The organism is Tolypothrix bouteillei VB521301, from assembly GCF_000760695.4.
GTDB classification, from domain to species: Bacteria; Cyanobacteriota; Cyanobacteriia; order Cyanobacteriales; family Nostocaceae; genus Scytonema; species Scytonema bouteillei_A.
The window spans coordinates 9,155,640-9,176,995 of record NZ_JHEG04000001.1 but is presented as its reverse complement, the minus strand read 5'-3'; the positions used below and the strand labels follow the sequence as shown (position 1 = coordinate 9,176,995).

General features: G+C 40.6%; 20 protein-coding genes. 9 read left to right on the top strand and 11 right to left on the bottom strand.

What is annotated here, in order from left to right; translation table 11 throughout:
• The first annotated feature begins 268 nt into the window (after window positions 1–268).
• Window positions 269–589, top strand: coding sequence for a hypothetical protein (locus HC643_RS37525; protein WP_038085195.1), 321 nt, complete (start codon window positions 269–271; stop codon window positions 587–589).
• A 55-nt stretch (window positions 590–644) separates the two neighbouring features.
• Here the strand turns inward: HC643_RS37525 and HC643_RS37520 are convergent, their stop codons facing one another.
• Window positions 645–938: a DUF2103 domain-containing protein gene (locus tag HC643_RS37520; RefSeq protein WP_038085167.1), complete on the bottom strand. Its 294-nt coding sequence runs from the start codon at window positions 936–938 to the stop codon at window positions 645–647.
• Window positions 939–949: 11 nt separating this feature from the next.
• Window positions 950–1,264, bottom strand: coding sequence for an ATP-dependent Clp protease adapter ClpS (gene clpS, locus HC643_RS37515; protein WP_038085164.1), 315 nt, complete (start codon window positions 1,262–1,264; stop codon window positions 950–952).
• A gap of 267 nt (window positions 1,265–1,531) precedes the next feature.
• Between clpS and HC643_RS37510 the strand changes: the two genes are divergently transcribed.
• Entirely contained in the window at window positions 1,532–2,275 is a 744-nt protein-coding gene (locus tag HC643_RS37510; protein ID WP_038085163.1) for a hypothetical protein, read from the top strand.
• A 26-nt stretch (window positions 2,276–2,301) separates the two neighbouring features.
• On the opposite strand, the gene HC643_RS37505 is transcribed toward HC643_RS37510, so the two are convergent.
• Window positions 2,302–3,369 (bottom strand): type IV pilus twitching motility protein PilT, encoded by a 1,068-nt coding sequence (locus HC643_RS37505; RefSeq protein ID WP_038085162.1) that lies wholly within the window; start codon window positions 3,367–3,369, stop codon window positions 2,302–2,304.
• Between the two features lie 243 nt (window positions 3,370–3,612).
• Between HC643_RS37505 and HC643_RS37500 the strand changes: the two genes are divergently transcribed.
• Complete coding sequence (locus HC643_RS37500) at window positions 3,613–3,927, top strand: HigA family addiction module antitoxin (protein WP_038085161.1); 315 nt, start codon at window positions 3,613–3,615, stop codon at window positions 3,925–3,927.
• Between the two features lie 35 nt (window positions 3,928–3,962).
• Here the strand turns inward: HC643_RS37500 and HC643_RS37495 are convergent, their stop codons facing one another.
• Window positions 3,963–4,619 (bottom strand): glutathione S-transferase family protein, encoded by a 657-nt coding sequence (locus HC643_RS37495; RefSeq protein ID WP_038085159.1) that lies wholly within the window; start codon window positions 4,617–4,619, stop codon window positions 3,963–3,965.
• A 184-nt stretch (window positions 4,620–4,803) separates the two neighbouring features.
• Window positions 4,804–9,324, bottom strand: coding sequence for an AAA domain-containing protein (locus HC643_RS37490; RefSeq protein WP_038085156.1), 4,521 nt, complete (start codon window positions 9,322–9,324; stop codon window positions 4,804–4,806).
• Between the two features lie 171 nt (window positions 9,325–9,495).
• Here HC643_RS37490 and HC643_RS37485 point away from each other — a divergent pair, with 171 nt between their 5' ends.
• Window positions 9,496–10,224, top strand: coding sequence for an HAD family hydrolase (locus HC643_RS37485; protein ID WP_038085154.1), 729 nt, complete (start codon window positions 9,496–9,498; stop codon window positions 10,222–10,224).
• 36 nt (window positions 10,225–10,260) lie between these two features.
• On the opposite strand, the gene HC643_RS37480 is transcribed toward HC643_RS37485, so the two are convergent.
• Window positions 10,261–10,710 carry a hypothetical protein gene (locus HC643_RS37480; RefSeq protein ID WP_038085152.1) on the bottom strand — a complete coding sequence of 150 codons (450 nt, stop codon included), beginning with the start codon at window positions 10,708–10,710 and terminating at the stop codon, window positions 10,261–10,263.
• Between the two features lie 744 nt (window positions 10,711–11,454).
• Window positions 11,455–11,892, bottom strand: a complete 438-nt coding sequence (locus HC643_RS37475) for a DUF6918 family protein (protein ID WP_038085149.1) — start codon at window positions 11,890–11,892, stop codon at window positions 11,455–11,457.
• A 908-nt stretch (window positions 11,893–12,800) separates the two neighbouring features.
• Between HC643_RS37475 and HC643_RS37470 the strand changes: the two genes are divergently transcribed.
• The 5 genes from HC643_RS37470 to HC643_RS37450 all read left to right on the top strand — a co-directional run bounded on the left by HC643_RS37470 (window position 12,801) and on the right by HC643_RS37450 (window position 17,816).
• Window positions 12,801–13,607, top strand: a complete 807-nt coding sequence (locus HC643_RS37470) for a YdcF family protein (protein ID WP_038085147.1) — start codon at window positions 12,801–12,803, stop codon at window positions 13,605–13,607.
• A gap of 270 nt (window positions 13,608–13,877) precedes the next feature.
• Window positions 13,878–14,678 carry an isopentenyl phosphate kinase gene (locus HC643_RS37465; RefSeq protein ID WP_038085145.1) on the top strand — a complete coding sequence of 267 codons (801 nt, stop codon included), beginning with the start codon at window positions 13,878–13,880 and terminating at the stop codon, window positions 14,676–14,678.
• Between the two features lie 291 nt (window positions 14,679–14,969).
• Complete coding sequence (gene lpdA, locus HC643_RS37460; protein ID WP_038085193.1) at window positions 14,970–16,397, top strand: dihydrolipoyl dehydrogenase; 1,428 nt, start codon at window positions 14,970–14,972, stop codon at window positions 16,395–16,397.
• An 84-nt stretch (window positions 16,398–16,481) separates the two neighbouring features.
• Window positions 16,482–17,393 (top strand): indole-3-glycerol phosphate synthase TrpC, encoded by a 912-nt coding sequence (trpC, locus tag HC643_RS37455; protein WP_038085142.1) that lies wholly within the window; start codon window positions 16,482–16,484, stop codon window positions 17,391–17,393.
• Between the two features lie 171 nt (window positions 17,394–17,564).
• Window positions 17,565–17,816: a DUF5340 domain-containing protein gene (locus HC643_RS37450; protein ID WP_038085139.1), complete on the top strand. Its 252-nt coding sequence runs from the start codon at window positions 17,565–17,567 to the stop codon at window positions 17,814–17,816.
• Window positions 17,817–18,117: 301 nt separating this feature from the next.
• Here HC643_RS37450 and HC643_RS37445 read toward each other — a convergent pair whose 3' ends face one another.
• The 4 genes from HC643_RS37445 to HC643_RS37430 form a co-directional block, all read right to left on the bottom strand.
• The gene (locus HC643_RS37445; RefSeq protein ID WP_038085137.1) at window positions 18,118–18,309 is read right to left on the bottom strand and encodes a DUF2949 domain-containing protein; all 192 of its coding nucleotides are present in this window, start codon (window positions 18,307–18,309) and stop codon (window positions 18,118–18,120) included.
• Between the two features lie 530 nt (window positions 18,310–18,839).
• Window positions 18,840–19,397 (bottom strand): DUF192 domain-containing protein, encoded by a 558-nt coding sequence (locus tag HC643_RS37440; protein ID WP_038085134.1) that lies wholly within the window; start codon window positions 19,395–19,397, stop codon window positions 18,840–18,842.
• Between the two features lie 93 nt (window positions 19,398–19,490).
• The gene (nblR, locus tag HC643_RS37435) at window positions 19,491–20,177 is read right to left on the bottom strand and encodes a response regulator transcription factor NblR (protein ID WP_038085132.1); all 687 of its coding nucleotides are present in this window, start codon (window positions 20,175–20,177) and stop codon (window positions 19,491–19,493) included.
• A 206-nt stretch (window positions 20,178–20,383) separates the two neighbouring features.
• Complete coding sequence (locus tag HC643_RS37430; protein WP_038085130.1) at window positions 20,384–21,301, bottom strand: NAD(+) kinase; 918 nt, start codon at window positions 21,299–21,301, stop codon at window positions 20,384–20,386.
• Between the last annotated feature and the right edge of the window lie 55 nt (window positions 21,302–21,356).

The window sequence follows — 21,356 nt, the reverse complement described above, 5'->3', positions numbered from 1 at the left end:
CGGAAAACTAAAGGCTGTTTCATCTTTTGTTCTCGGTAGTAGTGATAGGGAATGCATACACCGAGATTTGCCTGAAATTGAGAGTTAAGGTGTAAATTACGAAGTTGTCTTTAATTTTCCTAAATTGAAAAATTATTAATAATTTAAAATTCTTTTTATTTATTTACAAAACAGCCAGTTATCTATTTCAGTTTGTTACTATTTGCATATATTAAAAGGCTATTCCTTTAGACTTAAGTCCAATGGAATGTTTACGGGATATACGCCAATGCACTCATTAAGTTTCATCTGTCACGATTCTGTAGTTGCCGTTTCCTTTGTTGCTTGTATTGTCGGTCTGCTACTACTGTGGGAACGCAAGCAAAATAACGATGAAGCAGAAGAAACAGAGAAAGTTCTGTTTAGAATGAGCTTTTCGTACTGGTTGGTTTATTGCGTTGCTTTTGCGATTGAGAAAGTCGTTTTACCTGATTGGGAAACTTTATTGATGACTTTGAGAATCACAACAGCGCTATCATATTTCTTAACATTTTCTTGTGTTGTCAGTTTACCGCTCCACAAACTGGCAATGCGTCATGTTCAGGAGTAGTTATTGGTTAGAGGTTAGTTGTTAGTGGAAATAACAACTAACCTCTAACACACAATTATTTTCTCATTGCAACTGAAATCGCCTCTTCGAGTTGCTCTTTATCTAAATTCGTTAGAATAAATACTTCTTGTACGGTTTTCCCGTGACGTGCTATCACCTTAAAGCCACCCCGGATCGGTATAGATACCCGTAACTGTAAATGAGGGCAGTGACCTTTCACTCGCCCAATCTCCCCAGGCGTTACAGTTTGAATGCCATTTTGTTTGATCAGACGCTCTAGAATTGGGATGAGACCGCTGATGTGGGTTGAGTGATTCCAGACAAGTCTGCCCTCAGAGGGTTTAGTCATTGTTTTTATTGTTATGCTGCTTCAAGAGGAGCCATTGTTAATCCAGCTCGACGCAGCTGTTGGTGATAAAGTTCAGCTGGTTCTTGCGGACCCACCCAAACAATGGCTTGACCTTCGTAATGCACCTGGTTAGTCAGTTCCCATGCGCGATCGCTAGTCATACCCGGAATATACTTCACCAAACAGTCGTGAACGTGCTGAAATGTATTAAAGTCATCATCTAAGACTATCACTTTATAATTTGGATATGGCTTGTAAGTAACTTGACTAGACCGTTCAGGAGCTATGGTTGGTACTGTTGCTGCTATTGAAAGTCTGGTAGCCATAATTACCTTGTCCAAAAGCTTAACAAAACTACATTACGATTAACTAGTTTAATCTATTAACGTACTTACTATCCCTTCTTACAGGCAAAAAAATGAGGTGGAAGATAAGGTGGGGTAATCGTTTTTCAATTAATTTATAAATTAATGCCTGGACTTTGCGTAAATTCCTCAAGCGGCTCTGATAAATTTTCTAGCCCAAATTATACTTATATGCTTGGGAGCACTTACACGTAAAGCGTTATCTTTGCCAGTCACCACCAACTAAAAATGATACGAATCACCACAATCCTTGGAACTACCTTAGCGATTTTTCTGTGTTTTAGCGAAGTTGCACAAGCGCGTACCATTAATAACATCAGCCCGCCAACCGGACCCGGTCTTGGTGATGCTCTGTGTCCGCAAGTTCAAACTTCTGTGGTTACGCCATATCCAAATAATGACAATAGCATAGCGCCAAGCCCAAATCAGATCGCTAACTTTCCTGGTTTGTCTTGTACTCCCATAAGCTTTAAAACGACTGACTCAGTTGATACTCCAGTATTCGTTCAACCATCAGGAGGGATAACAGAGTATTTTTTCACTGAAAAAGTTGTCAATAATACAAGCTCTATCTGGGATGGTTTTACCTTTCAAATTGGATTTGGAGTCAATAATAACTTCGGCTCGCCTGAGTTAATTCTTGTTCAACCTGGATTAGCAATTCCGAATTTCGATTTTAGCGTTTCGGATGCTGACGAAAAGCCCACCTCTTCTAAATTTACGGAACTCAATCGAGATGGTTCTTTCCGTCTTCAGTGGTCTGGAGGTTCTGTTGCGCCTGGTGAATCTGTTGATTTCACGTTTTCAGTTGATATTCCTGACGATTTGAATGGAAAAAATTTATACCAATCTTTTACAATCCGTCAAATTCCTGTTGCGCGGTCGGTTCCCGAACCTACTTCTACATCAGCTTTATTAGGTTTACTGGTTGTCATGGGTGCGGCTTTCGCTTTCAGACAAAAACTTTTGTAAGCTTATAGAGAACACGTAGATTTTATTCAGAAAGTCAGTTTTTGTAAAGTTTCTGCAAAGATTTCCTGAGTAATGCGCTCGGATTGTAACAGCTTTTGCAATTCAACCTCTAGAGTAGACATACCACGGTCTTGACCTTGCTGCATTAGTGTTAGCAAATGCTGTACCCTACCCTCTAAAATATGACTGCGAACGACATCAGTTGTTAACAAAAGCTCAAAAATGGCTGTACGTTTGCAGTCACCACTGAGGGTTGAGACTAATCGTTGAGAAAGAATTGCTTTTAAACTATCAGCCAGACGAAAGCGAATAAAATCCTGTTCTTGGGTACTGTAAAGAGTGAATAATTCTTGAATTGCAGCGATCGCTCTGCTAGTATGCAGACAAGCTAAGACTAGAGTACCAGAGCGAGCAGCGCGTAGGGCAACATCAACAGTAGAGCGATCGCTTAACTCATTGAGCACAATTACATCAGCATCATTCTTTAATGCTGTTAGCACTCCCTCAACGATATTGGGAGTATGTGTTCCCACCACCCAATGGTTAATTAAGGATTGATGATTTTGATGTACATAAGTAACCGCTTCTTCAATAATGAAGATTTTTCGGCTCATTTCCCGATTCAAATAATCTACAAGACTAGCTAAAGTTGTCGTTTTACCACTACCGATCTCACCAGTGACTAAAATTAGTCCCTGTAAGTGCTGACAGATATTTTTTAATGCTACAGGAATTCCTAGCTTCTCGAATGTAGGGATATTAAGAGGCAAAAACCTAATCGCCATCACAGCACCCTGTAAAGTCAAAAAACATGATACAGAAACATTACCAAAAGGGTATTGATGAAATATTTGTAAAGGAGAACCAGATTTTATTTGCTGAATTTCATCCACATTAAAAACTGTCTCTGCCCAAGTCCAGAATTTCAATTCATCGATTGTAGAATCTGAACTTGCTTTTAATATTCCTTTGATGCGAAAATAAGGAACATCACCGATTGCTATATGAACATCCAAAGCTTGTTGTATTTGTGCATTATTCAGGAATTGCTCTAAAGTCAAAATTTCTAAATTATTAACATTGCCAGTAGTCATATAGCTTTTCTTTTCAGGAACTACATAGCTAATATTTCCCTCAATTTTATTAGAAATAGCAACTATAAATTTTTATTTACATAACGCCATTTAACTAAACAGAGTTACAAGATTTGAATATAACAATTGCCGATAGCTTTATTCATTCAAGTTTTCCAAATCGGCTAGATCTTGCAGCCTCCCTGATGCCTTTTTATGTGAGTAAAGTAACTGCCGTAAGAATACTCGGCGTAGAGGATACACATGGGTAAAAAAATTCAAAATCAGTACACGCCAGACTATGTTTCTGCTCCAGGGGAAACTCTTCAAGAAGTCGTTGAAGAACGTGGTATGTCCCAAGCAGAACTGGCGGAACGAACGGGTATACCTAGAAAAACGATTAACGAAATCATTAATGGGAAAGCAGCAATTACTCCAGAAACAGCATTGCAATTTGAGCGGGTTTTAGGAATTCCAGCCAGCTTCTGGAACAGCCGCGAACGACGATATCGAGAAGCACAGGCTCGGGCAGAAGAACAAAAGCGTTTAGAGTGGGTATTAGATGAGCCGGAAAACTAATTACTTCAGAAGGAGCAGGAACTCTTAAACTCCTACTACCAAGATTTCTTTGCCATCATTGCTGCTACGCGAGATTTTATCGCCTCTATGATTTCTGGAGTTTGGGTTTTTTGCCAAGTCGGACGTGCTGTCAGACGATCGCACCAAGCACTCAGTTTTGGATATTCACTGAGGGAAACGCCACCCCATGGCAACCAAGGTACTATAGTACCAGCTACAGGTTCGGCAAGAGTTATACTGTCACTGCCAAAAAAAGGTCGGTTATCGAGCAAACCCTCAAAAAACTTCAGGACTGTTGAAATTTTCTGTTTTGAGCGCTCAACTTTTTCAGGATCTGCTCCAGGTAAATCGAACATCACGGGGGTCAATGGGATTATAGCAGGCATTAATTCATGCACCGTTGCCAGTTGCGCCATCCGTACAATTCCGATATCCTTCGCATCAGTGGGTAACATAGCGGGTGTAGGATACTTTGCCTCTAAATAATCCAAGATTGCTAAAGATTCCACCATATGAAAACCATCATCCACCAAAGCAGGAATTCGGTGAAAAGGGTTAATTGCTAAAAACTCTGGTTTAAACTGTTCGCCATCCAGATTGACTTCCACTTCTTCAAACGAGATTCCTTTTTCCAAGAGGGTAATCCAGACACGACGGGAATTTGGTGAAATTGGATGATGGTAAAACTTCATTTCGATTCTATTTTTGACACTGTGAGATCCAAACTCAATTATTTCGCATTACGGTCCATAAAATTGAAGTAGAGCGTTCGCCTTTGGCGCAAGCTGTACCCAGCTTCTCTTCAACCCCAATCCAAATGATTCATCCGCTTGCATCCGCTACGGGGTGCGGTTCCCACACTCTTAAATATCTTTATTACCCCTTCAAAGACAGAACATCAGAAACATCAATAAATCCTTCATAACGACGCACAACATTAGAAACTTCCTGATACATCTTTCCTACCTGACCGACTTTTTGAGTAAATAAATCGTGACATCCAACAATCACAAGCAATTCTTGTGCGCGTGAAAAAGCAACGTTAACCCGTTCGGGTTCCTTAGCAAATCCAATATCTTTTCTGCTGTTGTTACAAACTGTACTTACGATAATGACAGGTCGCTCCATACCTTGAAAGATATCAACAGTACCAGTACGGATATTTAAAGATGGAAACTTACCTGTTTCAATTCTGTCTTTAATCGCTCTCAATTGAGCGCTGTAGAAAGTAATAATTCCTATTTCTTTTTGAGGTTGACCGTCAGCAACTTTTGAAAACCAAGCCTTCTCCATTTGTTCGCATAGCTTTTCAATAATATCAACTTCTCGTGCATTAAACCGAGAAGTTCCCTCTCTTTGTTCTGCAAAACCTTGTTCGGCTGGTGTTTTAATCCACAGAATATGGTGATTTTCTTGAATAATAGAACCCCCTAAATAATGGGCTCGTTTCGTATCTGGTTCTGGAATACCACAAGTTAATCGATGCTGGTAAAACTGATTGATAGCTCCCATAATTTGCGGGTGCATGCGATACTGAATTGTCAGCATTTGCTTGATACTGGGATGTGCGGCTTCAAACTGCATTTTGAACAGGGATTCTTTGACAAAACTGAGTTCATCTTTTGTCATCTTCAGTTCTTCTGCGATATCTTCGATCGTCTCCTCATGTAGCAAAGGCGGTAACTGACGGTGGTCACCTACCAAAACTATTTTTTCGCCTTTTAAAGCTGGAATTAATAATTCCGGAGGGGTACATTTACTAACTTCATCAACAATGACAACATCAAAACTGGGAAATTCTTTAGAAAAATCCCCCCTCGCTGCTTGAACGCAAGTGATACCAATCACATTGGCATTATTTATATAAATCTGCTTTAATTCATTACGGTCTTGAGGAGAGGGATTGCGGAGTTTCCCTATCCAATCTTGCACAAAATTTTGGTAGCGTTTGAGGTAACTTTCTTCTTTGTCTAATTCTCTTTGCCATGAGTCAAATTGTGCTTTGACTTGATGTAAAAATTTTAGAGCAAACAAACTTGTAGATGGTAACTCGGGTTTGTATTGCTTGGGTAAGCTTTGCCATGCTTTTTCCCACCATTGGCGTTCTTGAATTAAATCTTCTGGAATTTGTAATTGGGCTTTCCGATCTAACTCATGCAGTTTGTTTTGTAATTTTTCTATCTGAAGTTTTGCTGTTTCATATTCCGTTTCTGACTTAGCTTGATGCTCATCCAGACAAGTTTTGATAACTTGGAGAATAGCAAAAGGATCTAGTGCAGCAATTAACGGTTTTAGTTCTTTCGTAGAAGGTTCCCAAGATTGTACTTGTGTTAAAAATTGTTTTGGTTTCTCCCAAATAGAGGATTGGTCGAGCAGATAATTCTCTGTAAGAATTCGCAAGTGTTCCGGTATATTTTGATGATGGGTTAGTTTTTGCAAAAGATTAGTGACTTGGTTGAGTTTTAAATCTCCTTCTTGCTGAGCAATTTCTAACTGATGTTGGATGGCTGAGACTTTCTGCTGTTGTTCTGCTGTATTTTTCTGAATTTCTTTTAACTGTTGTTGCCAATATTGAAGTTGTTTTTCTGTTTCTGTCTTAACTGACAACACGCATTTACGAGCATTCACGAGAATATTTTCTAAGAGTTCTTTAACAAGATAGTTGAGAGCCGTATCGATATTTCTTTGGTCCCAAGAGGAGCCATACACCTGTTGCATTTGATTGAGAAAATACTGTGTAGTTTCAATGAGAGCGGGACGTTGATTGGAAGCAATATATGCATAATTTTTATATTTCTTAGCAAGTTCTTGCCACTGTTGGCGATCGCTTGCTGAGAGAACCATGGGAGTTTGACTTAAGCTTTGGTAAAAGAATTCGCTAAATCGGTGCTGTTTACCCCGGCGATCGATAAAACCTCCTTCTACTTCGTAAGATAATGCATTTTTTAACTGCACCCAATTTGGTAGATGGTCGATTTTATTAACCTTATAAATTTGAGGGACAAGTGGTAAATTTAAGGTTCGAGCAATCATCCACAATCCTGCGGGTAGCTCAATAAGTTCATCAGTCAATAGTGAACCCGTTTGACAGCAATTTGTTAGGATTCGATACAACCTAATATTTGCCGTAGATTTCCATTCTTTTACTGCATTGACGACAAATTCTAATTCACTTTTTCGGCTTTCCAAGTTTTTAATTTTTGTCTCAATATTCTGCTGCTTTGTCAAACTTTGCTGGTAATCCTTTTGTAACTGTTGAGAAGCAACGGAATTTTGCTTAAAAACTTGCACGGATTCAGACACTTCCAACATACATTGTGCTGCATTTCGCGCATCACTGGCAACTTCCTCAAATTCCAAGATCGCTGTGGCTACAGTTTCCTGCAACCAAACTGCTAGTCCAAAAGCACCACGGGCTGGACGAGTAAAACCCATTTCAGTCACTTTAGTTAAGGCTGTGCGTACATTAGCAATGAAATTTTCAACAGCTTGATTTCCATTGGTATAAGGTTTCAGTAGTGGCAAAAAATTCACAATTTCTGGGCTTTCCCAATCGATATGAGGAGCAGTTTGCAGGAGATTATCTAACCTTGTTTTGAAAGATTGAACTTCACTTATAGTATCTAGACTTTGTTTGGAAATTGTTTCATATCTTTGATAATTTTCCTCTAAAACTGTCTTTTCTGCTTCTAATTGTTTTTGTGTTTCTTGAAATTCTTCTTCAGTTTTTAAATACTTTAAAAATCTTGATGAAGCTTTCAAAATTTCCTGAAAAAGCCGTACATTTTCTTGACGTTTTGCAAGATTTTTCTCACAGTCATCAGCAGTATTTTGCATCCATGTTACGATCGCATTATCTTCTAAAAAAGGCTGTCCTTCTTCCTGCACTTTTTCAGCTTTTCCCTTCCGCAAAGCACGGATAACAGGGCTGTGAACTAAGCGACTGAGAGCATTATCCACCGCTAAATTAGCTTGAGATGCAATCAGCGTCTTTCCACCCCGTAAGGCAACTTGATAGCAAATTTCGGCAATTACTGTAGTTTTACCAGTACCGGGAGGACCCTGAATCAAAACCATATCGGGAGCGGAAAGTACTGCTTCAACTGCAGCTATTTGATCGGGATTGGCATCTCGTTTTAATAAGTCTTGAGGTTGTAGTTTAATGATTTTTGATGGACGATGGGCTTTGGCTGCATCGAATAAGAAGTTTCCTAATAAAAGATTTTGCGATCGCCCCTGTCGCAAGTTGTCTAAAGCCTTTTTCTTTTGGTTGATTTGGTTTATATCACCCGCAGCTTCAAAATATAAAAATCCTTTTTTGGGGAGTTTGTAACGCCCCCGATTCAAGCGCTCAACAAAATCGGAATCTAACCTAATACGAATTTTACTCTCTTCAAAGTCAACGTCTGCGATTGTCCCCAACTTTTCTCCATCTCGTTTGTTGCTATATTGGGGAGAGGAGTCAAACAACATCACATCTTCATTACGTGCTTTTTTAGCGCGTTGCCAAAAGTCATCTTCATCCAACTTATTTGCAGAAGAACCGTCAAGAGTTGCTGCTTCCGCATCAATTTCAAAAGTTACCCGTCTGGTATCTCCACCATAGTTATGATTTTGAAAAGGTACGCAAAATTGGCGGGATTGGGCTATACGTTCTTCTATCTCTAAAAATGTATACCAAACTTGTAACTGTTTTTTTGTTGGTATGACCCGTTCCCCAACAGCATCTTCTGAATTGTTATTTCTTGTATATATAGGTTCTACATTGGTTGGCTGATTTGCTCTAATGAAAGCAGAAATCCGAACAACCCGATTGCCATCGATTGCTTCAATAGAAACAGAACCAGAGAGAATCGTTCCAGTAGGAATATCTTGTGAATCCAGCGTTAAGTACAAATCCTGCACTCCCGGAGATAAGTGAGAATCTTGCACTCTCAACCAACTGACATCAGATACAATTTTACACGGTGTCCCTAATTGTACCGTCCAAGAACGTTCAACTTGGCGATCGCTTTCTACCTCTCCAAAATCCAAAATAGCAGGAATATCCCAATGAGCATTTTCCCAGATTGCATGAGGCGCTATCCCTGTTAACCTGACCGCCTGACAAACGGGGGGTGTTTCTTTCGCAGCCCAAAGCGCTATCTCTCCCTTATCTCCTCCAACCGTGCGGGCGATCGCTAAATTCTCCAGCCGTACCCCAGGAACTTGCACAACCAATGCTGGCTCATCAACTGCAAAAATAACTGTCTCCGCACCTGTACCGCGAAGAGTCAGCGATTTTTCGATACAGAAGGGTCCTTTATATTCCCCAGACTTCAAGCTGATTTCCGCACCATCACGGACAATTTGCAGCAATTCAAGAAAATTTTCTGGTTCAGCTTGAAATGATGGCATTGTTACCTCAGAGAGTTGGGTTTGGAAATGGAGAGTTAGGGATTAAAGCTTCCCTATTTTCCAGATTTACATATAGTTCCGAAATTTTGATATAGTAGCAGACTGAGGAGGTCATGTTTTCAAGATGGCAATCATAAAAGTTGTAGTGATGCGATTGCTGGAGGATTCATTTTGGTAACGATAGAATGTAAAAACGTCAAGTTTTCCCATATCCAGGCGGTTCTATTTGACAAAAATGGGACTCTAGAAGACTCAGATGCTTATTTACGCGCCCTTGCACAGAAGGGTGCAAGGGTAATAGATGCACAAATTCCCGGTATTGGCGAGCCACTGTTAATGGCATTTGGTGTGAGTGGCGATACTTTAGATCCAGCAGGTTTAATGGCGGTAGCCAGTCGTCGCGAAACAGAAACGGCGGCGGCGGCTTACATAGCAGAAACTGGGCGGGGATGGTTTGAATCGTTGGTGATAGCCCGTAAAGCTTTGGATGAAGCGGAAAAGTATGTCAACCAAACACCTTCACCTCTGTTTGCAGGTACATCGGAAGTACTTCAATCTTTGTCGCAAGCAGGTTTGAAACTTGGGATTCTTTCAGCAGCTACAACTTCTGAAGTGCGGACTTTTGTAGAACGTCATGAATTAAGCGATCGCATCCAAGTGGCGATGGGAGTTGATGGAGGACCAAGTAAACCAGATCCCATTTTATTTTTACAAGCATGTCAAGCTTTGGGAGTCGAACCCAGTGCCACACTCATGGTAGGAGATTCTGTAGGTGATATGCAAATGGCACGTAATGCCAAAGCAGCTGGTTGCATTGGCATTACCTGGATTGGGAAATCAGAGAACGTCCGAGGTGCAGATGTGGTGATAGAGCGACTCGAGGAAATTCTTGTGGTTTGACGCTCCCGCAGCTGGCTCAATCCAAAATGGTATGACTTATCCTAGAAAAAATTCTAGTAAAAACGGGTAAAACTTAGTCGCTAATAACTCAAATTTTTCTCCAATCCCATCAGGCGACGTGATTTTATACCCCGTGCCATTTGACCAGTTATAATTATTTCCCGGAATATAAATTAAGTGAGCCGTTCCTTGGCAATAGTACCCAGATAAAATTAAAGTCTTGATTTTTGGAAAAAACATCACTCTAAAGTTCTCAGAGGCATATTTGCCCTTAAAAGTCAGCGATAAATTCTCACTTCCGATCTTTGGTGATAACAACTCAAATTGAGTTTTTGGAAGTACCAACGCTGCACAATCTCTTCCGATTGGTTGTGAAAATACCTTAAACAGAGTTTTTGGAAAAGCCAAAGCAGCAATATTAGCGGCTTCTGTTTGGATATCTGATTGTACTGTGTGGAAAAGATCTCCTGCGCCTGTGGTAAACATATTTTTTTCCTTCAGCAATAGATTTAAAAGTAGTTTTGTTAATGCTCTGGATGATGCAATAGCTAAGATTTTCGCACAGTTAAATTTTCTACAAACAAAGTTCAATTAAGCCCACTAAATTATCCTGAAAAGGGGTACTTGTTGAGTATTCTAGAGCGTGTTTCCACGCGTATTTGTTTGGGCTCCTAATTTCCCATATCCCCCTCTATCCCTCAATTTATTGGGGGACTTTTGAGTATCTTAGCCGCCCTTTTTTAAGGGGGTTAGGGGGGATCGAAACTGCAAGAATACACTTTAGAAGACGTGTGTACACCACCGTAGCTGGGGTTGGGGGGAGATGGGGGGATCTATAAGAGTTTGAAAACGCGCCCTAGGGGGAAGCAAGCATAAAATATAAGATTTCTCAGACACCCTCTTTGAATCGCTACATAAGTTTGCTCTGTTTATCTATTAATAAAGTAGGGAAAAAAAATGAAGATTTCGTGAAGGTGTGTCCATTACGATCGCTGTCTCTAATTTTTTAAAATTATTGCAGTTCCAGTCTTTATGACATATTGTGGCTTATAAAAATCTTGCAACTGTGCGGTGAACTCTATATTAGAGGTAGCAATTTTGCGGTATGGCTAAGGAGAAGCGTTGGGAATGAAGGCGTTTCTCGCATACTCGAAAAACCCCACTTTAACCTCCTGTTGGTGGGTTTGAGAGTGGGGATATAGAATGAGTAGCTAATGAATTAGTAAGACTTTAGTTCTTAGTGTAACTATCAATTACCTTAGCTAAGCCCGGTACTGCTTCCTCCACGTGCTTCTTAGCCGAACTGCGGAGTTTGCTATATACGCCTTTCACGGTTGTGTTTTGGCTTTTTTCGATCCTTTCATCTGTAACACTGAGCAACGCGTCTGCGGTACGAGTACGATTTTGAACTAAGTGTGCGACTGGGTCTCCTGTTTGTACACCCTCATTCCAAATGGGATCGAGTGCTGTGAGGGATTGCGGTAGAATCCTTTCAATAGCACCCGTGCAATACGTGGGCGCAATTCCTTTAACCGCAGCGTAGCCAGCTTTCAAAGCTAACCCAGAAACGCCTCCCATTGATGCAACTTGTTCGTCTAGCAACTTTGTACAATCAGCTACAACCCGATCCTTTTTATTTGGGTTTGAAAGACCATCACAAAGCCCCATTTTAATTCTCCTTAAATGGTAAACTAACTTATGTTTATTCAATCTCTACTTACTAGAAAGTAGGAAATGATAGATGTGAAATCGGAAAGCCAGAAAATTTTCTCAACTTTCTCATATAACTTAAATGGAAAAATTTCAGTAAAAGCAACCTGGAATAAGGACTGAAAAAGCTACCTGTGCTTGAAAAGCAAAGCTATATATAGTTCTGCTAATCTGTCTAGCTTTTTTCATCTTTATCCTTTTGAATTAGGTTAATTTTCATTAACTGTTATAACCATAATTGCTGTTTATGTCAACTAAGAACAGACAAAACATACAACCAATCAATATTCATACTATATGAAGTAAGAAAAGAAAGTAAGTTCATCAATTCTTTAATTAATAAGTCAGAAACGTAAGGATTTAGGGAAGTCTTGACAATTCCATTTGAAGGGCGTATTCTTATTTTCTGGAAAGCTTAATTGCAGCTAGCGATCGTTTCGTTCACTTTTTTATCTCTTCGTAAGATATATAAAGAAGTTAGGTTGCCTATTAAAACCTATTTTTTCATATATATAAATTATATTTAATTGTTGAAATATAAGTGGGATAAGCATTCCCTACTATTGAATGTAATACCAATTCTATATGAGGTTGCGCTTAAAATTCCCTCACATTGGAAATGTGGGGCTATACAAACAAAGCCCGCCTGCGCGGGCTTACTAAATGCAATTTATACAAAATTGAGAAGTACTAATACGGTAAAATAATGTAAATGATATAACTGTTAAAGGTGGCTTTTATACTTAAATTCACCTACCTACGCTTCAGGTAATCTATGGTGGCTTGTAGATAACACATCAAAATTTGAGTTTTCGCTAACATAACAAAAAGTAAAGAGTGTATTGACAGTCTCATGGGTTAACTGCATGTTCAACTTAGCTATGTGCGTTAGCGAAGCTTACCGACAGTATCATTCTGTAAATCAGTGGCTTGGTCTAAAGGCGACACTTTCTCAATGGCTGACAACACCTGTTGTTATCGTGTTACCACTCTTGTTTCTCGTTTTATTACCTTGGATTTTTCCCCGACTGCGTTGGAAACGCATCATCAGTACTTTGGGAGTGTTGTTACTGGTTGTATACTTTAGCGCCACTTTTCCACTCACGATCGCAGTTGCAAAAAAAGGATTAGTTGCTTTTATTCCCCCTGACTCTGGTACCGGTGTAGATGCAATTGTTGTACTGGGACGGGGGAAACCTTTTAGAAGGTCGCGAGTGGAAGTTGCTGCTGAACTTTGGAAAGCCCGTCGCGCACCTTTGATTTTTGCTAGCGGTTCAGGTGATGGTTCTGAAATTGTCGAGCAACTTAAAGAAAAAGGTATTCCCGCTTCCGCGTTAAGCGAGGAGCATTGTTCTGAAACGACTAGAGAAAATGCGCTCTTCACCGCATCAGAATTACAACCAAGAGGAGTCAAGAGAATTTTGTTGGTAACCGATCCCCCTCACATGTTGCGATCGCTACTCACTTTTCAAAGTCTGGGGTTTGAAGTCACTCCACATACTAGCCCCGTACCAAGTGGGTTATCTTCAAGTAAAACCGCAGTGCTTTTGTTTTATGAGTATATGGGCTTAGTGAGCTACGGTTTACAAGGGCGATTTTTACCTCAAAATGGAAAAGAGATTGCTCCACCCGTTGCAAAGGTCAAAAACTTGCAAACTCTGGGGAATTTGTAATAAATCAAATTGAAAAATACCCGCTTTACCCTGAGGGTGAGCATTCCTGCTCACCCTCGAATTACAAGGGTTTAATATAGCAATCCTATCTAATAGTTTGGACAGGTTTTGAATAGCGCACAGCAATAGTACTATTGAATTATCATTATTTAGGTTGAACGTTGGCGTTCGCTGAAGGAAAATTAAGCTGAAATTGACAAAGAAGGATTTGTCTTGTATTCAAGATAAGCTCCATCAAGATGATTGTTCCACTTTTCTTAAAAACTTATTATGGCTCTAGTACTAATAAAGCTGGGAGGGTCTCTCATTACAGATAAGGAAAAACCTTACACTGCTCGACCCGAAGTTATGCAACGATTGGCTAGAGAAATACATTATATACGGGCTCAAAATCCCAATCTCAAATTAATTATTGGCAATGGAGCGGGTTCTTTTGGTCATCAGTCGGCTAAGAAGTACAACACTATCGAGGGTTTTGTCTCTCCTTCTGAAAAAATGGGATTTTGCCTGGTACACCAAGATGTTTTAGACCTCAATCTCTTACTAGCTAAGATTTTTTTGCAAACAGGTCTACCAGTGGTTAGCTTACCTCCAGTAACAATGGTTGTGACTGAGAATCAAAAGCTAATAGAAAGAAATTTTTCATGCATAGATAACAGTTTAGCAACCGATTTAATTCCTTTAGTTTTTGGTGATGTTGTTCTGGATAAGGAAATTGGCGGTACTATCCTCTCTACAGATACTTTATTAGCAGAATTAGCTAAATATTTCCTCAAGCAAAATCAAGATAAAATTATTTTAATTAATGCTGGAGATTATCCGGGAGTTCGCGATCGAAAAGGAGACGTTATTTCTCTAATTACTAAAAGTAACTATTGTGAAATTGAAACCGCTTTAGGTTTAAGTCACTCAGTAGATGTCACTGGGGGAATGAAAAAGAAAGTAGAAGAGTTTTTAGCTATTTCTAGTTTGGGAATCGATTGCTGGATTCTTGATGGAAGTATTCCTGAAAATTTAGTTCGGGCTGTTTTAGGAAAACCAACTTCAGGTACTCTCATTCGAGCATTCTAATAAGTAAACTATCTACACCGCTCTTTTAGTTGCACAAACAATAGTACACATATCATGGGTTGAACTATATGTACTATGCCCAATGCCCAACTGTATACGTCTGATGGCGAGCAGTGCCCACACAACTTGGATTATTTGGTAATGTATGTTACATTATGAAAAACGCTAAGAATTTTGTCCCCTAGTATCTTAAGTCATAATCTTGATTGAGCAACAGCATAAAATTAAGACTTGCACCGATCGTTTGGTCAGTTAAAAATAAAGTTGGTGAATGCACGCGGGGAAACTAACGTGAGTGAAGGGTTCGATTACGATTTAGTGATTTTAGGCGCTGGAGTGGGCGGACATGGTGCTGCTCTACACGCCGTTAGCTGCGGTCTCAAGACAGCGATTGTCGAAGCGGCTGACATGGGAGGAACTTGTGTTAACCGAGGCTGCATTCCATCTAAGGCACTGTTAGCAGCATCTGGGCGGGTGCGGGAATTACGTAATGCTCATCACCTCAAGTCCCTGGGTATTCAATTGGGAAATGTTGAGTTTGACAGACAGGGTATTGCGGATCACGCCAACAATCTTGTGGCAAAAATTCAAGGTGACCTAACCAATAGCTTGAAGCGCTTGGGTGTTGATATCATTCGTGGTTGGGGTAAGGTCGCAGGGACACAAAAAGTCACTGTCACAACAGATAGCGGTGAAAAAACTATTACGGCAAAAGACATTATTCTTTCCCCTGGGTCTGTACCTTTTGTCCCTCCGGGTATTCAAGTAGATGGCAAAACAGTTTTCACAAGCGACCAAGCGGTAAAATTAGAATCATTACCCGAATGGGTAGCAATAATTGGCAGTGGTTACATCGGATTGGAATTTTCTGATGTTTACTCGGCATTGGGCAGTGAAGTCACCATGATAGAAGCCCTAGACCAACTTATGCCGGGATTTGACCGCGATATTGCCAAGCTTGCGGAACGGGTTTTGATTGCGAACCGTGATATTGAAACCCATGTAGGAATATACGCGAAAAAAGTGATTCCCGGTTCACCTGTCATTATTGAGTTAGCTAATTTTAAAACCAAAGAAGATGTGGACGTACTGGAAGTGGATGCTTGCTTGGTAGCAACCGGACGCATACCTGCTACACAAAACTTGGGTTTAGATTCTGTAGGGGTAGAACTGGATCGCCGGAATTTTATTCCAGTTAACGACAATATGGCTGTGCTGTCCGCAGGTGAACCAGTACCGCACTTGTGGGCGATTGGGGACGCTACTGGTAAGATGATGCTTGCCCATGCAGCCTCAGCTCAAGGAATTGTAGCTGTGGAAAATATTTGCGGGCGTCGTAAAGAGGTAGACTACCCCAGCATTCCCGCAGCAGCGTTTACCCACCCGGAAATTAGCTACGTTGGGATGACTGAAACTGCTGCTAAAGAAAAGGGTAGCGCAGAAGGATGGGCGGTAGGAACAACTAAGAGTTACTTTAAAGGCAATTCCAAAGCCCTGGCTGAAGGTGAAGCAGACGGAATGGCAAAGGTTATATATCGCAAGGACACGGGCGAAGTGTTAGGCGTCCATATCTTTGGAATGCACGCTTCGGATATTATCCATGAAGCCTCAGCAGCTATTGCCAACCGTCAATCCGTTCACACCCTTGCTCATTTGGTTCACGCCCACCCAACACTATCAGAAGTGTTAGACGAAGCCTACAAACGAGCAGTAGCTTAATAAATGATGAATTATGAATGATGAATGCTGAAAAACTAGCAATTCACCATTCATAATTCATAATTCACAATTCATAATTTTTTTATGCAAATCCGTCGCCGTCGTCCCAACCCATCCGTGGCTGTTTCTATAATGCTGTATCAGGTCGCTGTTCCTGATGCTCAGCCAAACAACATATTAGAGGAAATTGTTTGGCACAAAGAACAAGAAGTTGACATCATGCGGGAAAAGGTACCCCTACAAGAGTTGCAGCGTCAAGTACTGGATGCACCTCCAACTCGTGATTTTGTGGCGGCTTTGCGTCAAGGCAAAACACAGCCAGCACTGATTGCTGAGGTAAAAAAAGCTTCTCCCAGTAAAGGGGTTTTAAGGGAGAATTTTGACCCAGTGGAAATTGCTCTAAAATATCAACAGAGCGGTGCGAGTTGTATTTCGGTACTTACGGATGAAAAATTTTTCTCTGGCAGCTTTGAAAATTTAACTAAGGTTCGTTCTGCCGTAGAATTACCGTTGCTGTGCAAGGAATTTATCATTTATCCTTATCAAATGTACAGAGCACGTGTTGCGGGTGCAGATGCAGTCTTATTGATTGCAGCAATACTGAGCGATCGCGATTTACAGTACTTTATCAAAATTGCCAAAACTTTAAAAATGGCAGCTTTGATTGAAGTTCATACTCTAGCAGAACTCGATCGCGTTTTAGCTCTTGATGGTGTGACCTTAATAGGTATTAACAATCGCAATTTAGAAGATTTCTCCGTTAATTTGCAAACCACTTGCGAACTGATAGCCGCAAGGAGCAATTTATTACAAGAGCGTAACATTCTAGTTGTGAGCGAATCGGGATTCCACACACCAGAAGATTTAGCAATAGTAGAACGTGCAGGAGTCTCTGGTGTTCTTATTGGAGAGTCTCTTGTAAAACACCCAGACCCAGGGGAAGCGGTTACCAACCTCTTCGCTAAATCTTCATCGCCTGCCAAATTAGGGCTTTAACCAAATTATTTTGGCTTATGTAACAATTTATGTAATGACAAATTACCAGTAAGGATAAAGAGTAAAGGATAAAGTAAGAAAGGTTGATGCTTCGCCATTCCCTCTTCTTTCAGACTTTATACTTTATACTTCGGTACACTTATCCAAAAATTGCAATCAAAAACTAACTACATGGAGCAACTTCCTCTGCCTTCACCTGTCCATTACGAACTTATACTGCAACTGCTAGAAAGGCAAACTCTGTCAGCAGTCAGTAGCAACCCAAATTTAAGGAATCAGGTGAACCAGCTTATTATTACTCTCAGAAAAGCCGTTGCACAACAAAAGCAATTAGAAGAAGCTTGCCAATCATCCTCTATAGAGGTAGATCATCGTTGGTCGCTCAATCACCTAAACACCGAACAAGTTGTTACCCCTGATTGATAAAAAACTTCCATCATGAATTCTTATAGGCAAGTTTAACTCCGCCATCACTCAAACAGTTCGCAATTCGCAATTGATTTTTCGATTGATTGCAATTTGCGAATTAGTATGATTTTTTATTTTCCAAACATCCACCAAGCACCAACCAAATGAGAAAGCGGGCTGAATAATTCGCCCGCTTCTCAGACTTATTCTGTTTGACAGATCTATAAGGTCCGCAATTGCTCGCATTCTGAATCAGCCTTTGTACAAGGCAAGGCAAATCCCGCATAGTAGATTATCCTCAACGACCATCCTATAACTACGCAGTTTCCAACCAGTCATAGATTTGTTCTAACTGGTCCATAGTGATCAAGCCATACTGCCAAAGAATCATTGGTAAAGGACCCGGATCTTGCTCTCGATGGCGAAGGGCAACAGCCATGCAGGCTGTCGAGATCGCTAAATCTTCCTGTAAAAAATGAATAAACCTGGAATATGTTGATGGTGACACCCTTGTGGACCCCCTAAATTGAGAATTAAAGTGTACTTAAGTATATCAAGTAAAATTTTTTCCAGCACCGACGTTTTTTTTGATGCCAATAGAGCTTCGGCAAACACTTGTATCAGTTTCCGGATTTTCTTGAACAAAGCGGATTATATTAACTCAAGCTTATGTGCCACTAGCTTTTGAGTTTCAAATAGCACAGATTCTTGTTCGTTTTAACTTTATCCTTTGTACCTTAGTACCCCAGTTAACTACACCTGCACTAAGAAAGATTCCTTAGATAATACTCCCTTATTGACTACACTTTACACTTACGTCAAAAGAAATATCTTTTGCAATCTGGAGTTAAATCCATTATCTGACTTGAACGCAGGAATGCTTACTGAAACGCATTGTATCAAATATTAATCTTATAAAAGCTCTCTTTACAGATACGTAATACTTTTTTTACAAATGCTTCAAAAAAACTCAGAGTACAGAATATCACAGGCAAGCTATTCTGACTCCTGAGTTTTCACTTCTTTTTTCAGAACACCTTATTTCAACGAAGAACCAGATTTAAGAAATTCAATTTTGATACGAGATCCTTCTTTCAAACCAAGTTCAGATGCTCGCCCAGAACGCAGTTCAATAACTTGGTTAACTGGCGTGTCAGGACCGTAGGTAGGACAAGGGGTGCGGTTACAGGGAGGGACGGAAACAGCGATGTGTTTTACAACACCATCAAGCATAAAGACCATATCGAGAGGAACAGGTACATCCTTCATCCAAAAGCTAGCTTGAAACGCTGAGGGAAATTGAAAGAGCATTCCTCTATCATCAGGTAAAGCAGGTCGAAACATCAAACCCATTGCCTGCTCTTGGGTTGTTCGGGCTACTTCCAGTTGAATTTTTGCATTATTAGGAACAATAGCAACGGCTGAAATTGGTAACTGCTGACCGGCTTTGGCTGTAAGTGGCGCTTTCTCCTGATTCATTTGTGCTTGAGTTTGAGAACTAGGAGTACCTGTAGGCGATACTGCTGATGTCTGAGTAGAACAACTCATCAGCAATAGACTCAACATTATTGATAGGATGCATAGTCGATTCATCATAACAGGTGCGTGTTAGTTGTTAGTTGTTAGTTATTGGGTGTTAGTGGTTGGGTGTTGACAACAAATCCTACTAACCAACCACTAACTATTCTTCTAAGATTCTCTCAACACATAACCTACTCCCCTCACGGTTTGAATAAGTCTCTTTTGACCTTCATCTTCTATTTTTAACCGTAAGTAGCGAATATAAACTTCTATCACATTTGATTCACCCATGAAGTCGTAACCCCAAACGTTTTCTAAAATTTGTTCGCGAGTTAAGACTTCACGAGGATGTTCCATAAGATACTTGAGAAGTTCAAATTCTTTCATCGTCAAGTCAATTGCTTTACCGTTAAGTACGACACGACGAGTCGCTATATCTAACACTAAATCTCCAAAACGCAGTTGTTCGGTTGTATCGATATCAGGTTTTAAGTATAAGCGAACTAGATTTAAAAAATCTTCCGCTCTATATGGCTTGAGAAAGTAATCATCAGCTCCTGCTTCCAAACAGGCTACGCGATCGTCAACTGTATCTCGCGCCATCAAGACTAATACGGGCGATCGCGCTCCAGTAGTTCTAAAACTTTTACATAAGGACAATCCAGATTCTCCTGCTAGCATTCGGTCAATCACAATTAAAGCAGGCTGACGTTCTCGACTGTGTTGTATTCCACTCACCCCATCATGAGCCACAAGAGGCTCATAACCTGCTTCTTTTAAATCAAAAGCTAGCTGATTGGCGAGACTTTCGTCGCTTTCAATAACTAAAACACAAGGGTTATGAGCAACTGTCATATAAATTCTATACTTTAGATTTTAGATTCAGGTAGAGGTGCAATTGTTTCTTAAAATAAAAAATCCTGATTTAACAAGCTGTCTACCCAGTTGTAACACGTACAAGTATCAGCTAATAAATCAAGACAGTCAGTAAACTTAACGACTTATTTAAAATTTTACCCATACGCAGTCATCGGTAGCCAGCGAGCAGTGACCGTTGAGTGTTATGGCAATTCCACAGACGTTGGTTTGGCAATATGTGGTAAACCCCAACCTAATTTTTCTCGCAAGATTCTGAAAAATTCTGGAGTTTGCAAGCGGATAAATCGGGCGCTGTATTGCGATCGCTCTAAATACACCCTATCCTCTGGAAGAACATAGCATCCACCATTGCCATCTACCACCATAACCAACCGAGGAGTATTGACTGGGTAGATATTAACGGGTTCGCTATCTGGAAAAACCAACGCCCTAGAAGCTAGAGAATGGGGACAAATGGGTACTAGTTGCAATACTGGTACGCCAGGAGTGACTACCGGACCACCAGCACTTAAAGAATACGCTGTAGAACCAGTTGGCGTAGATACAATCACACCATCAGCAGCAATATCCACTGGTGCGTGATGACCTATGGCTATTTCAAAATGGCACATAGAGGTCAAAGGTTCTCTATGTAGCACCATTTCATTTAAACAAAGGGCTTCCCAGAGAGCAGCATCCGAGCGAAACACTTTGACGCTGAGCATCGCTCTCTCTTCAACCTCATATTGACCCGCCAATAGTTGTTCTACCGCTTGAGGGATCTGGTTGAGGTAAGCTTCTGTCAAAAACCCCATATGACCCGTGTTTACCGTTAATATCGGAATACCACGAGGAGCAACAAGACGGGACGCCGCTAAAACCGTACCATCACCGCCTAACACCACTGCAAATCTCATTTCTGAGTCAAAGCCAGGAGGTGTTAGACCTTCAATCGGGGTGTGACATACGGGGCTTTCAGGGGTTGAATAGCCCAATATCCCACCGACACCACTTGTGATGCAAACATCCCAGCCTGCAGTGGTGAACTTTTCCTTTAATTCGACAGCGATTCGACCCGCTATCGGTTTAACATCATTGTATATAATGCCTGCTTTGGGCACGCTCAAACATCCAATTCTTAGCGACTCGCTTTCTTTAGATAATCGTTACACATTT